Source organism: Pseudomonas sp. G34, assembly GCF_031119625.1.
Classification (GTDB): Bacteria; Pseudomonadota; Gammaproteobacteria; order Pseudomonadales; family Pseudomonadaceae; genus Aquipseudomonas.
This window is the reverse complement of sequence record NZ_JAVHZV010000003.1, coordinates 79,550-95,280: the sequence shown is the minus strand read 5'-3', so window position 1 is coordinate 95,280 and position 15,731 is coordinate 79,550. Positions and strand designations below refer to the sequence as shown.

14 protein-coding genes and 2 pseudogenes are annotated in these 15,731 nt (G+C 59.4%); 12 read left to right on the top strand and 4 right to left on the bottom strand.

Features of this window, described 5'->3' with window-relative positions:
• Nucleotides 1–161 precede the first annotated feature (161 nt).
• From hpaR to QYS36_RS02215, 4 genes are all read left to right on the top strand, one after another.
• Complete coding sequence (gene hpaR / locus QYS36_RS02230) at nucleotides 162–584, top strand: homoprotocatechuate degradation operon regulator HpaR (protein WP_308837947.1); 423 nt, start codon at nucleotides 162–164, stop codon at nucleotides 582–584.
• Between the two features lie 24 nt (nucleotides 585–608).
• Complete coding sequence (gene hpaA / locus QYS36_RS02225; protein ID WP_308837946.1) at nucleotides 609–1,511, top strand: 4-hydroxyphenylacetate catabolism regulatory protein HpaA; 903 nt, start codon at nucleotides 609–611, stop codon at nucleotides 1,509–1,511.
• Nucleotides 1,512–1,771: 260 nt separating this feature from the next.
• A complete protein-coding gene (locus QYS36_RS02220) occupies nucleotides 1,772–2,428 on the top strand; it encodes a hypothetical protein (protein ID WP_308837945.1) in 657 nt (218 codons plus the stop codon).
• A gap of 24 nt (nucleotides 2,429–2,452) precedes the next feature.
• Entirely contained in the window at nucleotides 2,453–2,656 is a 204-nt protein-coding gene (locus QYS36_RS02215) for a hypothetical protein (RefSeq protein WP_308837944.1), read from the top strand.
• A 183-nt stretch (nucleotides 2,657–2,839) separates the two neighbouring features.
• Here QYS36_RS02215 and QYS36_RS02210 read toward each other — a convergent pair whose 3' ends face one another.
• From QYS36_RS02210 to QYS36_RS02195, 4 genes are all read right to left on the bottom strand, one after another.
• A complete protein-coding gene (locus QYS36_RS02210; protein ID WP_308837943.1) occupies nucleotides 2,840–3,799 on the bottom strand; it encodes an LLM class oxidoreductase in 960 nt (319 codons plus the stop codon).
• Nucleotides 3,800–4,040: 241 nt separating this feature from the next.
• Nucleotides 4,041–4,937 (bottom strand): LysR family transcriptional regulator, encoded by an 897-nt coding sequence (locus QYS36_RS02205; protein ID WP_308837942.1) that lies wholly within the window; start codon nucleotides 4,935–4,937, stop codon nucleotides 4,041–4,043.
• A gap of 165 nt (nucleotides 4,938–5,102) precedes the next feature.
• On the bottom strand, nucleotides 5,103–6,095 hold the full coding sequence (locus QYS36_RS02200; protein WP_308837941.1) for a zinc-dependent alcohol dehydrogenase family protein: 993 nt from the start codon (nucleotides 6,093–6,095) through the stop codon (nucleotides 5,103–5,105).
• 178 nt (nucleotides 6,096–6,273) lie between these two features.
• Entirely contained in the window at nucleotides 6,274–7,260 is a 987-nt protein-coding gene (locus QYS36_RS02195; protein WP_308837940.1) for an MBL fold metallo-hydrolase, read from the bottom strand.
• A 583-nt stretch (nucleotides 7,261–7,843) separates the two neighbouring features.
• Between QYS36_RS02195 and QYS36_RS02190 the strand changes: the two genes are divergently transcribed.
• The 8 genes and pseudogenes from QYS36_RS02190 to QYS36_RS02160 all read left to right on the top strand — a co-directional run bounded on the left by QYS36_RS02190 (nucleotide 7,844) and on the right by QYS36_RS02160 (nucleotide 15,702).
• Nucleotides 7,844–9,013 (top strand): p-hydroxyphenylacetate 3-hydroxylase oxygenase component, encoded by a 1,170-nt coding sequence (locus tag QYS36_RS02190; protein WP_308837939.1) that lies wholly within the window; start codon nucleotides 7,844–7,846, stop codon nucleotides 9,011–9,013.
• An 89-nt stretch (nucleotides 9,014–9,102) separates the two neighbouring features.
• On the top strand, nucleotides 9,103–10,032 hold the full coding sequence (locus tag QYS36_RS02185) for a p-hydroxyphenylacetate 3-hydroxylase reductase component (RefSeq protein WP_308837938.1): 930 nt from the start codon (nucleotides 9,103–9,105) through the stop codon (nucleotides 10,030–10,032).
• Between the two features lie 200 nt (nucleotides 10,033–10,232).
• Complete coding sequence (locus QYS36_RS02180) at nucleotides 10,233–11,798, top strand: APC family permease (RefSeq protein WP_308837937.1); 1,566 nt, start codon at nucleotides 10,233–10,235, stop codon at nucleotides 11,796–11,798.
• A 239-nt stretch (nucleotides 11,799–12,037) separates the two neighbouring features.
• Nucleotides 12,038–12,769: pseudogene (locus QYS36_RS02175) on the top strand (PAS domain-containing protein); the annotation flags it as partial.
• Between the two features lie 51 nt (nucleotides 12,770–12,820).
• Nucleotides 12,821–13,006, top strand: a pseudogene (locus QYS36_RS23855) (methyl-accepting chemotaxis protein); the annotation flags it as partial.
• Nucleotides 13,007–13,296: 290 nt separating this feature from the next.
• Nucleotides 13,297–14,595 carry an FAD-binding oxidoreductase gene (locus QYS36_RS02170; protein WP_308837935.1) on the top strand — a complete coding sequence of 433 codons (1,299 nt, stop codon included), beginning with the start codon at nucleotides 13,297–13,299 and terminating at the stop codon, nucleotides 14,593–14,595.
• Between the two features lie 39 nt (nucleotides 14,596–14,634).
• Nucleotides 14,635–14,994, top strand: a complete 360-nt coding sequence (locus tag QYS36_RS02165; protein WP_308837934.1) for a cupin domain-containing protein — start codon at nucleotides 14,635–14,637, stop codon at nucleotides 14,992–14,994.
• 60 nt (nucleotides 14,995–15,054) lie between these two features.
• Entirely contained in the window at nucleotides 15,055–15,702 is a 648-nt protein-coding gene (locus QYS36_RS02160; protein ID WP_308837933.1) for a LuxR C-terminal-related transcriptional regulator, read from the top strand.
• Nucleotides 15,703–15,731: the final 29 nt, after the last annotated feature.

The following is a 15,731-nucleotide window of genomic DNA, read 5'->3' as shown; positions in this document are numbered from 1 at the left end:
GAGTCAGTTGGCTTCAGGATACGAGCGAGGCCGGGTATGGGCTTGATCGAGGCTGCCGCTGGCCATGTCTGAGCATGCCAAGTACCTGCATGCCATTGACGCGGTGTGCCATCTGCTTTATCTCGTTAAAATGTTTACCAATTTCCGTAATGTGAACGCCCATGTCCTCTGCACGACCGTCCTTGACGCTTACCCTGCTGCAGGCCCGCGAAGCGGCCATGAGCTTCTTTCGGCCACTGCTCAACGAGCACGGCCTGACCGAACAGCAGTGGCGGGTCATCCGCATCTTGCGCCAGCAGGGGGAACTGGAAAGTTTTCGCCTGGCCGAACAGGCCTGCATTCTCAAGCCCAGCATGACCGGTGTACTCAGCCGGCTGGAACGTGATGGCATCGTCGTACGGCGCAAGTGCTCCACCGACCAGCGCCGCGTACACATCAACCTCACCGAAAAAGGTCATGCCTGCTTCCAGTCCATGAGTGATGGCATGGAACGCAACTACCAGCGCATTCAGGAACAGTTCGGCGAAGAAAAGCTGCAGCAGCTGCTGGGTCTGCTCAACGACCTCAAGCAGATCAAACCCTGAACCGATGCGCTGGAGGGTGAGGCCATGCGTGACTCGCAACCGATCCCCAATATCAACATCGGCCAGGTCTACGACCAGCGTTACGCCGATGCGGATGTGCACTACGAAGCGCTAGGCAAGCTGGCCGATTTTTTCGGCCGCAACATGCCGGTGCATCGCCACGATCGTTTCTTCCAGGTGCACTACGTCAAGAGTGGCGTGGTGCGGGTGTACCTGGACGACCAGCGCTATCAGCAGCAGGGGCCGATGTTTTTCCTCACCCCGCCAACCTTTCCCCATGCCTTCGTCACCGACGCCGATAGCGACGGCCATGTACTGACCGTGCGTCAGGAGCTGGTCTGGCCGTTGCTGGAGAGCCGTCAGGGGCTCGCCCAAGGGCCGCAGATCGCGCCCCTGTGCGTGGCGGTGGGGGAACTGGATGGGCAATACGACGGCGAGGTGGCGCGGCTGAACCTGCTGTTCGACGAACTACGCCACGAATTCGCAGACGATCGTCCCGGTCGCGAACTCAGCCTGGCGGCACTGACCCGGCTGATCTTCGTCAGCCTGTTGCGCCTGTCCGCCCGCACCATCCAGGCACAACCGGCGCGCGGCGAAGATCTGCACATTTTCCAGCGCTTCAACGCCCTGATCGAAGCGCATTACCTGGAACACTGGCCCCTGGGCCATTACGCCGGGCAACTGGGCGTGACCGAAGCGCGCCTCAACGACATCTGTCGACGGGTCGCCGACCTGCCGTCCAAGCGCCTGGTGTTCGACCGCCTGATGCAGGAAGCCAAGCGCCTCTTGCTGTTCACCGGCAGCTCGGTCAACGAAATCTGCTACCAGCTCGGCTTCAAGGATCCAGCCTATTTCAGCCGGTTCTTCACGCGCAATGCCGGCATGACGCCTGGCGAATATCGGGTTGGCAAGGGGGCGGTGGAGTAGGGGAACCCTGGAGGTCGAGAGCCCTGGTTCTTGATTGTAGCTGCGCTAAATCTGGACAGACTCTGATCCTCCGTGAGGGCCGCTTTCGGCCAAAAAGCAGCCCTTCAGCAATGGTACATCGTGGGTCGATAGACGTGTGCAACTCATGGATACATGGCGTTGCTAGAATGGTGGTTTGTACTCATGTCACATCAGTGACATATGCCGCTAAACTGGCCCGACTCAACGAACAGGTTGAACAACACGGACGAGGTCAATCGATGGATGCCGCACAACGGGCTGCCAACACTAAGCAACACCGCCAGCAGGAATACGAAAAATACTGCAGCTCCTTCTCTCACTACCTGCCGCTCTGGAAGGTCGACGACAAAGAGTGGGTTGCCCAACGAAAGCAGACCTGGAACGCTATCGCCGATCGGGAGAAGCAAGAAGATCAATTCTTCGTCAAAACGGAATGGGAAAATCGGGGCCGTTTTTTCCAACGAGGCAAGCCGCGAATAAACGATGCGGTGTTGTATCCAGACGAGCGTATCCGGCTCACTCCCTTCGATTCCGTCGATCAGATACTTGAGTTTTATCGCGCCGAGCATATCTCGCATCGCGGGAGGCTGCACGAAAACGCACTGCGTATGACTAGCTATAGGCTGCGCGCCTGTCCTGCTGAGTTTCACCGGGTGGAGCTGATTGCCAAAGCACTCTATAACCCCAAATGGGTCGGCTGCAAAGAGCCGATGGGTATCTATGACCGGCACGACTACGTGGTGACCTGTCCTCGCGACGCCGTACGCTGTTATGTAATAGACGCGCGTCGCCACATTCGGTATTCGGAATCGTCTAGTCGAGAAGAAGTCTATAGACGTTCCAAAAAACGTTTCACGGGCCAGGAACGCAGCTATGTCGAAATCACTATCGACTAATTTTTGAGCTCCCTGGCTATCGCGTTGGACGACAGCTACACAGGCTATGGCGAGGTGCTGGATCAATCGGATTTTGAGGACATGCATGAACTGGCCAAACTTGCATATGCGGTCAAACCGGATGCCGGCAACCCTCACACAGAGCTGTTCATTCAGCAGATGAAAGATAGGGTCATCCCTCACCCCCTGTTTCAACAGGCTTTGTCGGTTCCCTTATCAACGCGCTGAAAATCTAGTTGCCCAGTGAGCGGCTTTGAGGATGCCCATAGCGAATCACTCCATTCGCGTCAAACGAAACGCTTGCAGCCCAATAAGGCAGAAGAGGGGGCAGATACACTCACTGGCCGTTTGCCGTCGTTAACGATGGGCAGCAATCGGCCAAAAGCGGACACACAGCCAGTTTTTATGTCCTCAAGCAAAGAGTGGGAGCACGTAATCCGCCAGCTCTTGGACACTGTCTTTCACTGAGCGGTGCGACACCCTCATGTTCAATGCAATATGCGACACGCCCTGGTCGCGCTGCCGCTGCCACAGGCTGATAAGCGCATTTCGCCCGCCGCGTAGCCCCCTTCCCCAGCGGATGGGGGCATTGGGGTCCGCGTCCAGCTCAAAGAACGTTCCATAGCCGTAAGGCTTGAACGTCTGCAGGCCGCATGCGGACTGCCAGTGGCTAATCAGTGTCGGCAACTGCTCAAGGTCACTCTGGTGCCAGATCCAGCCATCCATATGCTCTGCCAGCCAAGTGATTTCCTGGCCGCAGCGCCCTACCGCTATCGTCGGTAGCCGTGCATGAAATGCCTTGGGAATCAGATCCAGAGTTCCATCCAAACGGCCGTAGTGGCTCGACTGGTGAACCGGAAATGACTGGTTCATAACCGTACGGATCACAGCATGGGCATCACGAAAGCGTGCTTCTCGGTTGTCGAAGTCAACACCGAATGACGGATATTCCGAGGGGCGATCTCCAGTCGAAACACCCAGCACGAAACGCCCTTGCGAGAGTTGGTCGACTGAGAGCGCTTGCTTGGCCACTGCAATAGGGTCTCGCAGAGGTAGGATCATCCCGGCCGTACCAATTGCGATACGCCGGGTCGCCGCAGCGAGCCATGCTGCATATACCATCGGGTCAAATATCTGAGCCACGTCGCCAAAGGACGGGTCACGCAGCGGCACGTCACGCAACCAGAGCGCGGCGAACCCCAGATCGTCGGCCAGCGTAGCGAGCGCGGTATGTTCCGCCATGGTTGGGGTATCGCTCAGGGGATAGCCCTCCAGCGGCGTGAGCAGGCCGAACGTCAGCTTTCCAGGACGAAAAATCCTGGCAAAAACACTCTCAGCCAGCCCATTCGGAAGCACTCTTTTGTCCGACATTTTTTCCTCTCATTAAGTGTCGGTTGGCTAGGCGGGCGGCTCGGTTGCGCATTCCCCAACGTGACGTAATCATCAGGCGGGCATGATCATCGGAAAAGGCACGCGTACCTCGATAACCGCATTTTGGCACCGACTGACACCCTATTCGGTTGTAGAGAGAACGGTACGCGCAGAGGAAGGAGGGATAAATCCGTTAACGAGTCATGAACTGTTATTCAGCTAATACCAATTGGCTCCCGCACTAACGCCTTTTCTCTTGGAACAACGCACTTACCCACTCGACGAATACCCGCACATTGGGTGAGAGATGACGGCGGTCTGGAAACAGCACGGAAACGCTCTTCGGCTCGACGGGAACATCCGCCAGAACCTCCACGAGACGCCCGCTATCGATGTATCGCTGCAACGCCGGGCGCAGGCCCTGCACCATCCCGATCCCCGCCAATGCGCAGTAAAGCAACGCCTCGGCATTGTCGACGACGATGCCGCTGCGCATCTTCACATTGATAGCTTTACCGTTGGCCCTGAAGCGCCAGGGCATGATCTGGCGGCGCTGCTCAACCATGAAATTGACTGCCAGGTGTGCCTGTAAATCATCCAGCGTGCCTGGTAAACCATGTTTCTTCACGTAGGCGGGAGCCGCGCAGGTCACCAAAGCAACCTCGCCGATACGTTTGGCGACCAGGCTTGAATCATCCAGGTCACCGAGCCGCACGGAACAATCGATGCCGTCCGCGACAAGGTCATTCAGGTTGTCGGAGGCTCCCAGAGATATTTCCAGGCCAGGGTAGCGCTCCATGAACTCGGGCAGCCGCGGGATTATCACCGCGTGACCGAGTACGGTCTGCATGTCGATCCTGAGCTTGCCTCGTGGCGGACGAGTCGGCGAAAACAATTCCAGTGTTTCCGCTAGCTCAGCGAGTAATTTCAGGCTGCGGTGATAGAACTCGTCGCCAGCAGGCGTGGTGTTCACTCTGCGCGTGGTGCGGTGTAGCAGCTGCACGCCCAACTCCTGCTCAAGATTTTGAATGAGCTTGGAGAGTGCCGGGCGATGCACATTGAGCGCCTCGGCCGCTTTGGTATAGCTGCCATGGTCAACCACTGCCACGAACATCTGCATGGCTTCAATCATGTTCATCGCCATCCTCCAGTTAACTGTGCATGGGGCCAGACGTGCTCTGCACTGAGGACGATAGCGAAGCCAGGCTGACTCTCTCAGGCATCAAAACAGAGTACGCCAAGACTGCTTGGGAGCAAGCAGCGCTGGCGTGCGGCAGCCAGGCTGACTACCGCAGCATGTGACTCAGTCAACCACCACGACGATCTTGCCGATCTGCGCATTCGACTCCATTCTGCGGTGTGCTGCCGCGATGTCAGCGAGCGGGAAGACCTGGTCGATGACGGGCTTGAGTTGACCACCTGCCAAGCCTTTGGCAACGAAAGCCTTGGCATTGGCCAGCTTTTGCATATCCATGGTGATTTCGAACAGCTCATAGCCGCGCACGGTCAGATGCTTGCCAAGAATATCGAAGACCGGAACCGGAATATCGCGATGATCCAGCGCGCCGTACTGGAAGAAGATCCCGGTGTTGGCCATGGACTTGATCAGCTTGGTTGCCTCGGGACCGCCAACGGGGTCGAAAACGATACGCGCACCTTTGCCGTCGGTGATCGCTGCCACCTCGGCAATCAGATCCTCTTCCTGGGTGGCGATGACATGTTTTGCACCCGCATCCAGCAACGCCTGACGCTTGGCACTTGTGCGGGTAAGGGCTACCGGGATGGCGCCCTGCATGTTGGCAATCTGGATCGCTGCCAGCCCGACACTGCTCGACGCAGCCGGAATGAGCACGGTTTCACCAGCCTGGAGATTGCCGTACTCAATCAAGGCCCCGTAAGCAGTCACGAACATCATCCAGCTGGCCGCCGCCTCCACGAAACTGAGGTTGGACGGATGCTTGACCACAGCATGCGCAGGCGCATTGACCACCTCACCGTACATACCGTAATCAGCGAAGGAAAACGCCGGCACGACGCTTACTACGTCGCCGGGAACAACGTCGCTGACGTCACTGCCAACCGCACGAACAATTCCGGCCGCTTCATAGCCCAGCTTCGCCGGGAACTGAGGATCGATCACGTACTGCCCTGTGCGATACATGATTTCAGCGCGGTTCAGGCCGATGGCCTTTACTTCAATTTGAACCTCACCGCTTTTCGGCGATGGTACGGTGACTTCATCGAGCGTCAGAACATCAGCGTCACCGGTACGGTGAAATTGAACAACCTTGGACATGGCACACCTCATCAAGAGCAAGAGATAACGGCTACTTCTGAAAAGCTATGCCAATCCTACTGGCCCTCCTGCCTGGGACAGAGCGCTGATCGGCTCATAGATTGGTACTCGAAAAGAACCAATCCATGACGGGCAAACAAAAAGGCCACAGAGTACCGTGGCCTTATTCGGGCGCTGTTCAACGCTCAGAATTAACAGGATTTCGGTACTCGACAGGCACCCAGCTGTAGCCCTTTTCTTCTTTACGCAGATGCCCGATCCCCGGAAAGGGCAAGTGAGCCGCTGCCACCAACCAACGCTCCCTTGCGGCCTTAGCGAACAACCGTGTGCGAGATGCAACGGCGGCTTTAGGATCGACGTCCACTGCGATGGTTACCTCCGGATGCGGCAATTGCACAGCATGCACATGCACAATGTCCCCCCAGAGCAGCAGCTTTTCGTCTCCCGAACTGAGCAGGTAAGACGTGTGACCAGGGGTGTGACCATTTGACGGCACGACCTGTATTCCTGGGCTGATGGAGTCACCTTCATTAAAGGTTTTGAATTTGCCTACATCTGAGTAAGGTGAAATTGCATCACGCGCCATTTTGAAGAATGGACGCTGCTCCTCAGGCAATGAGCCCTCCTGCTTTACGTCGAGCCAGTAATTCGCATCTCGGGCTGCGGCCCAGACGGTTGCGTTAGTAAAGGCTCGTTTGCCGCTTGGCAGGGTCACTCCGCAGGCATGGTCAGGATGCATGTGCGTCAGCAGCACGGCATCAACCTCTTCGGGCCTATAACCGGCAGCACGGATGTTGTCGACCATCCGCCCCATGGTAGGGCCGAAGCAATCAGACGAGCCCGAGTCGATCAGCACCAGCTGTTTCCCGTCATCGACGAGAAAGGCGTTGACCGCTGTCTGTACGAACGGCGCCGCCTTCTGGTACTCATGCAGCATGTGCTCCTGGATCTTTTCTTGCGGCATACCCGCGAGGTGCTTCGGGTTCAGATCGATATAGCCGTCGTAAACGGCAGTCACAGTGGTGTTGCCGACCATCTGCCGGTAGAAGCCAGCTGCCTGCTGGTGCTGGTCGGCCGGAGCTGCGAATGCAGCCTGCGATGCGACAGCCATAACCGCTACGACGCCGAGCGTCTTCAGACGCTGCGGTAGATTCAGTGTATCCATGACAAACTCCACAATCAGGCATCATTGCCTGTTGCGAAATCCTATGAGCGCGCGAAGCACAGACCCATAGCGTCACTGGAACCAGATTGGTAATCAAAGCCTATACATTCGGCCGAGAAAAGGCTTAAGAGGCATCGCATGGTCAATGGCTGCTCCTGGCCGAACGCAGCCTTTTCACTTTTTCATCTATCCCTAATCGGCTACTAGCCAGCCCCGGCGGCAACACATATAGATCTAAATGCATGGGCGATGGCCGACATGCCTCATTCCTTGTGCCGCAGGGCGCATTGCTGAAGGTTTGCACGTAGGTACAGTGCCTCTGGCTTCATCGCAGTTATCGGAATGAGCCTCGCCCGGAGATTAACTTTTTCGAGCTGGCACTCTTTCGCCTACATGAAAAGTGCAATTTAGTCCCCGGAAGATGCATTTTTAGCCTACGTGCCAGTACCCATAATGAGCCCGTCCCTCGCCTGGCAGATCACTCGGATGCGCACGCTGGCGGGCTGCACGAGCAGCTCGCCGGTACTGCGAACGAGACGCTCGCGGCGATCCAGCGCTAACAATAATCAGGGCTCGTATTCAGATGAAAAAGCCAAATCCGCTGCTCGAAGATCTCAACGCCATCCTTCCGGCCATTGCCGCCAACGCATCGCGTGCCGAACAGGCGCGCACGGTTCCCGAGGAAAACATCGCGCTGCTCAAGGGCATCGGTCTGCACCGCGCCTTTCAGCCCAAAGCCTACGGCGGCCTGGAAATCTCCCTGCCTGAATTCGCCGACTGCGTTGCTGCCCTGGCTGGCGCCTGTGCCAGCACCGCCTGGGCCTTCAGCCTCCTGTGCACGCACAGCCATCAGATGGCGCTGTTCTCCAAGCAGTTGCAGGACGAGGTCTGGGGCGAGAATGCCGACGCCACTGCGAGCAGCAGCATCGCACCGTTCGGCAAGGTCGAGGAGGTGGAGGGTGGTGTCATCTTCAAAGGTGAAATGGGCTGGAGCAGCGGCAGCGACCACGCCGAATGGGCCATCGTCGGTTGCCGCCGGCAGAACGGCGAGGGCGGCCAGGACTATTGCTTCGCCGTGCTGCCGCGCAGCGACTACGAGATCCGCGATGACTGGTTCGCCGCCGGGATGAAGGGCAGCGGCACCAAGACCCTGGTGATCAAGGATGCGTTCGTGCCCAACCATCGCATCCAGAAGGCCAAGGACATGATGGAAGGCAAGTCCGCGGGGTTCGGTCTGTACCCGCACAGCAAGGTCTTCTACGCACCGTATCGCCCGTACTTCGCCAGTGGCTTTGCTGCGGTCAGCCTGGGTGTGGCCGAGCGGATGCTGCAGGCCTACCAGGAAAAGACCAGGAATCGCGTGCGCGCCTATACCGGCGTGAATGTAGGTACTGCAACGCCAGCGCTGATGCGTTTGGCGGAGTCTACCCACCAGGTCGCCGCTGCCCGTGCCTTCCTGGAAAAGACCTGGGCCGAACACGCCGAGCATTCAGCGCTTCAGCAGTACCCGAGCCGGGAAACGCTGGCGTTCTGGCGGACCAACCAGGCCTATGCCGTGAAGATGTGCATCGCGGCGGTCGATCGTCTGTTCGCAGCCGCCGGTGGTACCGCATGGTTCGAGAGCAACGAGATGCAGCGCCTGTTCCGTGACGCGCACATGACCGGCGCCCATGCCTACACCGACTACGACGTCTGTGCGCAGATCCTCGGCCGCGAGCTGATGGGCCTGGAGCCGGACCCGAGCATGGTCTGACGGCAGCTGTACTTCGCTTGGGGTGGTGTATGGCCCCGCTACTCGAACAACAAGCCGCAGCGCATGCCGTTGTGGCCAGGGAGATTCCCATGAGCCCTTGCATCGACTCGCGCGCCTTTCGCCGCGCGCTGGGTAACTTCGCCACTGGCGTCACCGTCATCACCGCTGCCACCCCCGATGGGCAGAAGGTCGGTGTGACTGCCAACAGTTTCAACTCGGTCTCGCTCGACCCGGCCCTGGTGCTGTGGAGCATCGACAAGCGCTCCACCAGCTACGAGGTGTTTCGGCGCGCCAGCCATTACGCGGTCAACGTGCTGGCTGCGGACCAGATCGATGTGTCCAACCAGTTCGCACGCCCCCGTGACGACAAGTTCGAAAGCATCGCGTACGAAGCCGGTCAGGGCGGGGCGCCGTTGCTGGCCGATTGCGCGGCGCGCTTTCAGTGCGAGATGCACCAGCAGCTCGACGGTGGCGATCACTGGATTCTGATCGGCAAGGTGGTGGCCTTCGATGACCTGGGCCGTTCGCCACTGCTCTACCACCAGGGCGCTTATTCGATGGTGCTGCCGCATACGCGGATGACCCAGAAGAGCGAAGGCCAGCCGCCCAGCAGCGATTTTCAGGGGCGTCTGAGCCACAACCTGTATTACCTGATGACCCAGGCCGTGCGCAGCTACCAGAGCAGCTATCAGCCGCGCCAGCTGTCCACCGGCCTGCGTACCAGCGAGGCGCGCATGCTGATGGTTCTGGAGAACGATGCCGGCCTGTGCATGGGCGGGTTGCTCCGTGAGGTGGCTATGCCGGTGCGCGAGATCGAGCAGGCCGTGGACATCCTCAAGCGCAAGGGCCTGGTTGCCGATTGCGCTGAGCGATACCTGCTCACTGCAGCCGGAGTGGAGCAGGCCGAAGCGCTCTGGCGCATCGCTGGGGAACAGCAAGACAAGGTATTCAGTGCCTTTAGCGCAGAGCAGATCGAAACCTTCAAGCACATGCTCAAGGCTGTAATCGCCCAAGGCTGAGCCGCTGCACCATGCTTTTCTCAGGCCGGCCCCGGGTGATTCCGGGACCGGCTTTTTTGCATCGGCAAGGCCGCACCGAGGACGGGGAGAACCGCCGGATCGTTCTGGATTGCAGCAATCTGATCAGTGCTGAGCAGTGAGCTTGCTCTGGGCGTAAAGCGGCGGCGCATCGTTCCTGGCCCGGCACATCGATCTGGTTCTTGGCGTTGACACGCCTGGGCAAGACTGCGGCAGCCAGAGGCAAGATTTTCTCCCGTTCATGGGCGCAGAGTGACATCCGAGGCGGCAGCCATCTGACCTCATACCCACGGGCACCATTGGGCCGGCTACGGCCCGAGCGGGAGAATAATCCAATGAGTGATACCAAAGCCCCTCACATTGCCTCGATGCAGGCGTCCAACGCGGGGAGTAGCACCTCCATGCAAGCCAAGAAACTCAAGTTCCTCACCATGATGGGCATCTGTGTCGGCCTGGTTATCGTCCAGGGTTCGATGATCAGTGCCACGCAAGGTATCGGCATCGGCGGCATGGGATTTATCGCCGCGATGATCGTCGCGTTCGTACTGGCGCAGTTCAACGCCATGAGCTTCGCCGAGCTTTCCCTCATGTTCCCTGAAGAAGGCACCTTGGCGACCTATACACAGAAAGCCATCGGCCACTTTCCGGCCATCGTGGCAGTGTTCGCCGGGTACGTGGTGGTGGCAATGCTGGCACTGCCCGTCGAGATGTTTTTGGTCGAAACCATTCTGGGAGAGTTGTTCCCCGGCCTGTTTCCTCCGCTGCTGTTGCCTTTGCTGATCCTCGCTATTCTGGCCGTGACCAACTTGCTGGGGGCCGATCTGTTCGCCAAGGTGCAGAACCTGCTGTCCTTCGTGCTGGTGACGGCTCTGCTCCTGATTGGATTGTGCGCTGTCACGGCGGCAATCGAGCCGCACGTTGCGATTACCGGGACTCCGGTGAGCTGGAGTTTCGAGCCGGTGCTCAACGGCAGTTTCATCGGGCTGGTGGCGATGGCCATGTGGTTGATGGTCGGCGTCGAGTTCATCTGCCCGATGATCAAGGAGGTGGATAACCCGCAGCGCAACATCCCGCGCGCCATGATGCTGTCGCTCTGCGCGATGCTGGCGATCTTCCTGCTGTTCGTCTACGGGGCGAGTTTTTACCTGAGCGTCGAGACGCTGACCACCACGCCGCTACCTTACCTCGACTACGCCCATGCAGTGTTCGGCAAGGGTGGCTTGATCATCGCCGCGGTAATGGCCCTGACCGCCACCTGTAGCACGATCAACACCGTATTGGCAGCAGTGCCGCGCATGCTGCAAGGCATGGCGGAAAACGGCCAGGCGTTTCCGCAGCTGAAGATCACCAGCAAGCGTTATGGCACACCCTGGGTCGGCATCCTGTTCGTGGCATCGATCATCGCCATCCCGTTCCTGTTGATGGATATCGATTCGCTGATCCCTCTGGTGATCGCTGCTTCCACCAGTTGGTTGCTGGCCTACGTGGTAGCGCATATCGATGTCATCGTACTGCGCCGCCGCATGCCCGATAGGGCGCGTCCGTTCAAGACACCGTTCTATCCGCTGCCGCAGGTGATCGGCATCGTCGCCATGCTGTACGTGGCCATGCACAACTCGCCATCACCTGAAATGACCACCACGGTCTACAAGATCCTGGGCGCGATCCTGGTGGTGGTCAGTGTGATCGGCGCGCTCTGGGTCAAGCTTTACATGAAGCGCAAACTGTTCGAGCCCGATCTGGGTTGAGCCGGCTACTCCAGGGCGCCTCTCGAAAGAGGCGTCCTCTTCAAGGCCGTGGCGCTCGCCGATTCGCACAGGCCTTAGCACCAGGCGCGCCTTCGCTGCTGCCAAAGGCGGGCGGTGGCACCGGTACTTTCTCGAGCCACTGAAAACGGAGCAGAAAACGATGATCGATCAACAGTGGCCGGCGATGAAACCGCACTTTTTCGCGCGGCAGCGTCCTTCTAACGGAGCGCAGTAGCAGCATGTTTTTCAAACAACGCGAGCGCAAATTGGCCACGCGGCTGGCCAAGCAGATTGCCCAGTTGGCAGCGCCGCCTGGTACTGCCGTTGCCGATACGGCTCTCGCGGGGCGTTATCCCGAGCTCGAGGTCTCGCTGCAGCAGGTTGCACAGGGGCTCGAGCAGGGGCGAGGCGACGTGATCAGGCTGCTTGAGGAGGTGCAGGAGCTGACGCGGCAACGTGATCAGGCGGTGCTCCGCGAGCGGGCCTCGAGCGAGGCATTGTGCGAGGCGCAGTCTGCGCTGGAGACCCTGACCCGCACCTGCGATGAGCAGCGAGATGCGTTGCGTAACTGGGAACTCGAAGCCCGCATCTGGAGCCTCGCTGAATCGACGCTGACCGAAGGCTACTGGGACTTCGTGGTGGCCAACGGGCGCATTGATGATCCGGCCAGCAGCATGCGTATTTCCAATCAGTTCCGCGCATTGATGGGCTACAGCCGCGAGGAGTTACCCGATGGCCTGGACAGCCAGGCCGGTCTCATCCATCCGGATCACCTCAGCGCCATCGGCAACCTGTTCGAGCGCGAGATCGTCACGCCGTCCGGTAGCGGCGAGTACGTGATCGAGTACCTCATGCGTCACAAGGTGCGCGGCTATATCTGGTGTCGCGAGCGTGGGCGTTCGGTGCGTGACGAGCACGGCCGGCTCTACCGGGTGATCGGTGCGGTGCGCGACATTTCCGATGAGCGCAATGCCCAGGCCGCCCATGAGCAGATGCTGCGACACAATCAGGAAACCTACGGGCAGATCGCCCAGGTGGTCGGCGTCATCAAGGGGATTGCCGAGCAGACCAACCTGCTGGCGCTCAATGCCGCCATCGAAGCCGCCAGGGCCGGTGAGGTGGGGCGTGGATTTTCGGTGGTGGCCGACGAGGTGAAGAAGTTGGCGCAGAGCACGCGTCAGGCGACTCAGGAGATTCAGGCGATGCTTGGTGGCGCCCAGGCTCGAGGGCAGTCCGCCGACACACTGGCTAGCCAAGCGGCTCCCGGGCGCTAGGTGGGCAGGGCGCCCAGCCTGGACCGGCAGTGCGCTCAAGCTGCCGTGCAATGCGTAGAGGCATTTCTGGCAGAAGCCCGAGCGTGGCATGCGCGGTCAAGAGGCCGGCACCTAGTGGCAAGACCTGCTCACGCCGCAGGGTTCTTAATAGCCCTCAGGCGCGGCGCCCTGATTCGGCGTCTTGCAATTTGTATTTGCTGCTCTGAACGCTAAGGTCACACCCTATGATCCATGTCGAAACCCCGACCTACTACACCGCCACCAAAAAATACGATCTCAGCTTTCCGATGCTCGAAGCGGATATCGAAGCGGATGTCGTCGTCATCGGTGGCGGCTTCTCCGGCATCAACACGGCGCTGGAGCTGGCCGAAAAAGGCATCACCAATATCGTCGTGCTGGAAGGCCGTTATCTGGGGTTCGGTGGGACTGGTCGCAACGGCGGGCAGATCATGGCGGGCATCGGTCATGATCTCGAGAAGATCCGCAAGGATGTCGGGGAGGACGGTCTGCGCGCGATCCTCGAGATCAGCGACCAAGGCGCCACCATCATCAAGGAGCGCATCGAGAAGTATGCAATCGATGCCGACTTCTGCCACGGCTACGGCTACATGGGGTTCAATGCCCGGCAAGAAAAGACTCTGGCTGCCTGGGAAAAAGAATTCAAGGCGCTGAGCCCCGAGCAGGAGATTCAGTTGCTGGTGGGCTCGGAACTCAAGCAGATCATCGGCTCGGATGCCTATCGGTGCGGCTTGATGCACATGGGCGCAGGGCACGTGCACTCGCTCAACCTGCTGCTTGGCGAAGCCAAGGCGCTGGCCAGTCACGGGGCGAAGATCTTCGAGTACAGCCCGGCCCTTGAGGTGACGTACGGTGAGCGCGTGACCGTGCGAACCGCCAAGGGATCGATCAAGGCCAGCAAACTGCTCTGGGCCTGTGACAGCTTCCTGAACAAACTCGAGCCTGAGCTGCACAAGAGCACCATCAATACCTACGCCTTCCAGATGGTTACCGAGCCGCTGAGCGATGAGCTGATCGAGCGCATCAGCCCGATTCGTGGCGCTTACAGCGACATCCGTCCGGTCATCGATTACTACCGGGTCACCCGCGAAAATCGTCTGCTGTTCGGCTCTGCCACACCGTTTGTCGAACACATTCCGCGCGATCTCAAGGCGTGGAACCGCAACCTGATGCTCAGGATCTTCCCTTATCTCCGGGACGTGAAGATCGACCTAGCATGGGGCGGCCCGATGGCCTGCAGCCCCAACCTGTTTCCGCAGATCGGCTCGCTACCGCAGCACCCGAACGTGTTTTACGTCCAGGGCTATTCCGGCTTCGGCGTGACCCCCAGCCACATCATTTGCAAAGTGCTGGCCGAGGGCATGAGCGAGGGGTCGGCGCGCTATGACCTGATCAGTTCGGTACGACGCATCCAGGTGATCGGCAAAGACCAGATCCGCCCGTTGTTGCTGACCGGTGGCAAGTGCTGGCACCAGCTTTCCGGCTTCTGGAACGGCCGCCGCTGATTCAACTTTCACTGTATTCGCACACTGAGGACAGACCGCATGACACCTATCAAACAGGGCACCACGTTGACTGAGCTGGACGCATGGGGCAGCGTAGCCGACCTGGGCTCGGAGCTTCTCGAGGGTGATGGCAAAATCTACGGCAAGATGACCTTCGGTGCGCCGACCGATGCGCTCAGCGCCGGGTACTTCGCCGTGACCAGGAGCAAGTTCCGCATGGTGTACCCCTTCAACGAGCAGGCCACGGTGGTGTTCGGGGAAGTCATCCTCACCGATGAGGGTACCGGCCAGAGCACGCGTTACAAAGCCGGCGACAGCTGGTTCGTGACCAAGGGCACCGCGGTGCTCTGGGAAGTGCTCAGCGACAGCTTCACCAAGCACTACCTGGCGGCTGTGTAACTCTTTCAGTCCAGCCCCTGCCGGGTTCGTGAACCGCAGGGGCCTACCGAGTGCCTTCCTATGCATGCCACGCAAGCGGGGCAGTCCTGCCTACATACCTTCACCCAGTTGATGCCTGTTTCCAGTGGCGTGTTCTATCGCATCGCCGAGCAACTGGAGCCGCATGATTTCCTTCTGCAAAAGATGCGCGTTGATATGCATGAGCGTTATCTCACGCATTTTCAGCAGCTCGATCCCCTGCAACCCAAGAATTGCCAACTGACGGGGCAAAGCGTCGTGCCGCTGCGGATCGGGATGCGCGCCCAGGATGACCTGGCCAACCGGCGTTATGACGATTTCCTGCGCGCTTACGGGGTGATGGACGTGGTGGAGGTGCTCGCCTTCGAACGGGGACGTCCGATTGCCGGTATCTCCTTGTTGAGGGGGCCGGAGCTCGGACTTTTCGCGCCCCATGAGCTGGGGCAGCTGCAGGCGCTGCAAGGTCTGTTCGAGCTGGCGGTTTCACCAAGGCCCCTGCGCAGCGAGCATGCATCCCTGACCGCGCGGGAGTGGCAGGTGGCCGAGTTGTTGCGAGATGGCTGCAGCAACAAGGAAGTCGCCCGTCGACTCGAGGTCGGCTTACCGACCGTCAAGACCCATCTGATCAACCTGTTCCGCAAGCTGGAAGTCGGCAATCGTACAGAGCTGGTCGCAGCGCTGTTTCTGTAAGCCCGCGAGGCTGTGCCGCTTTATCACGC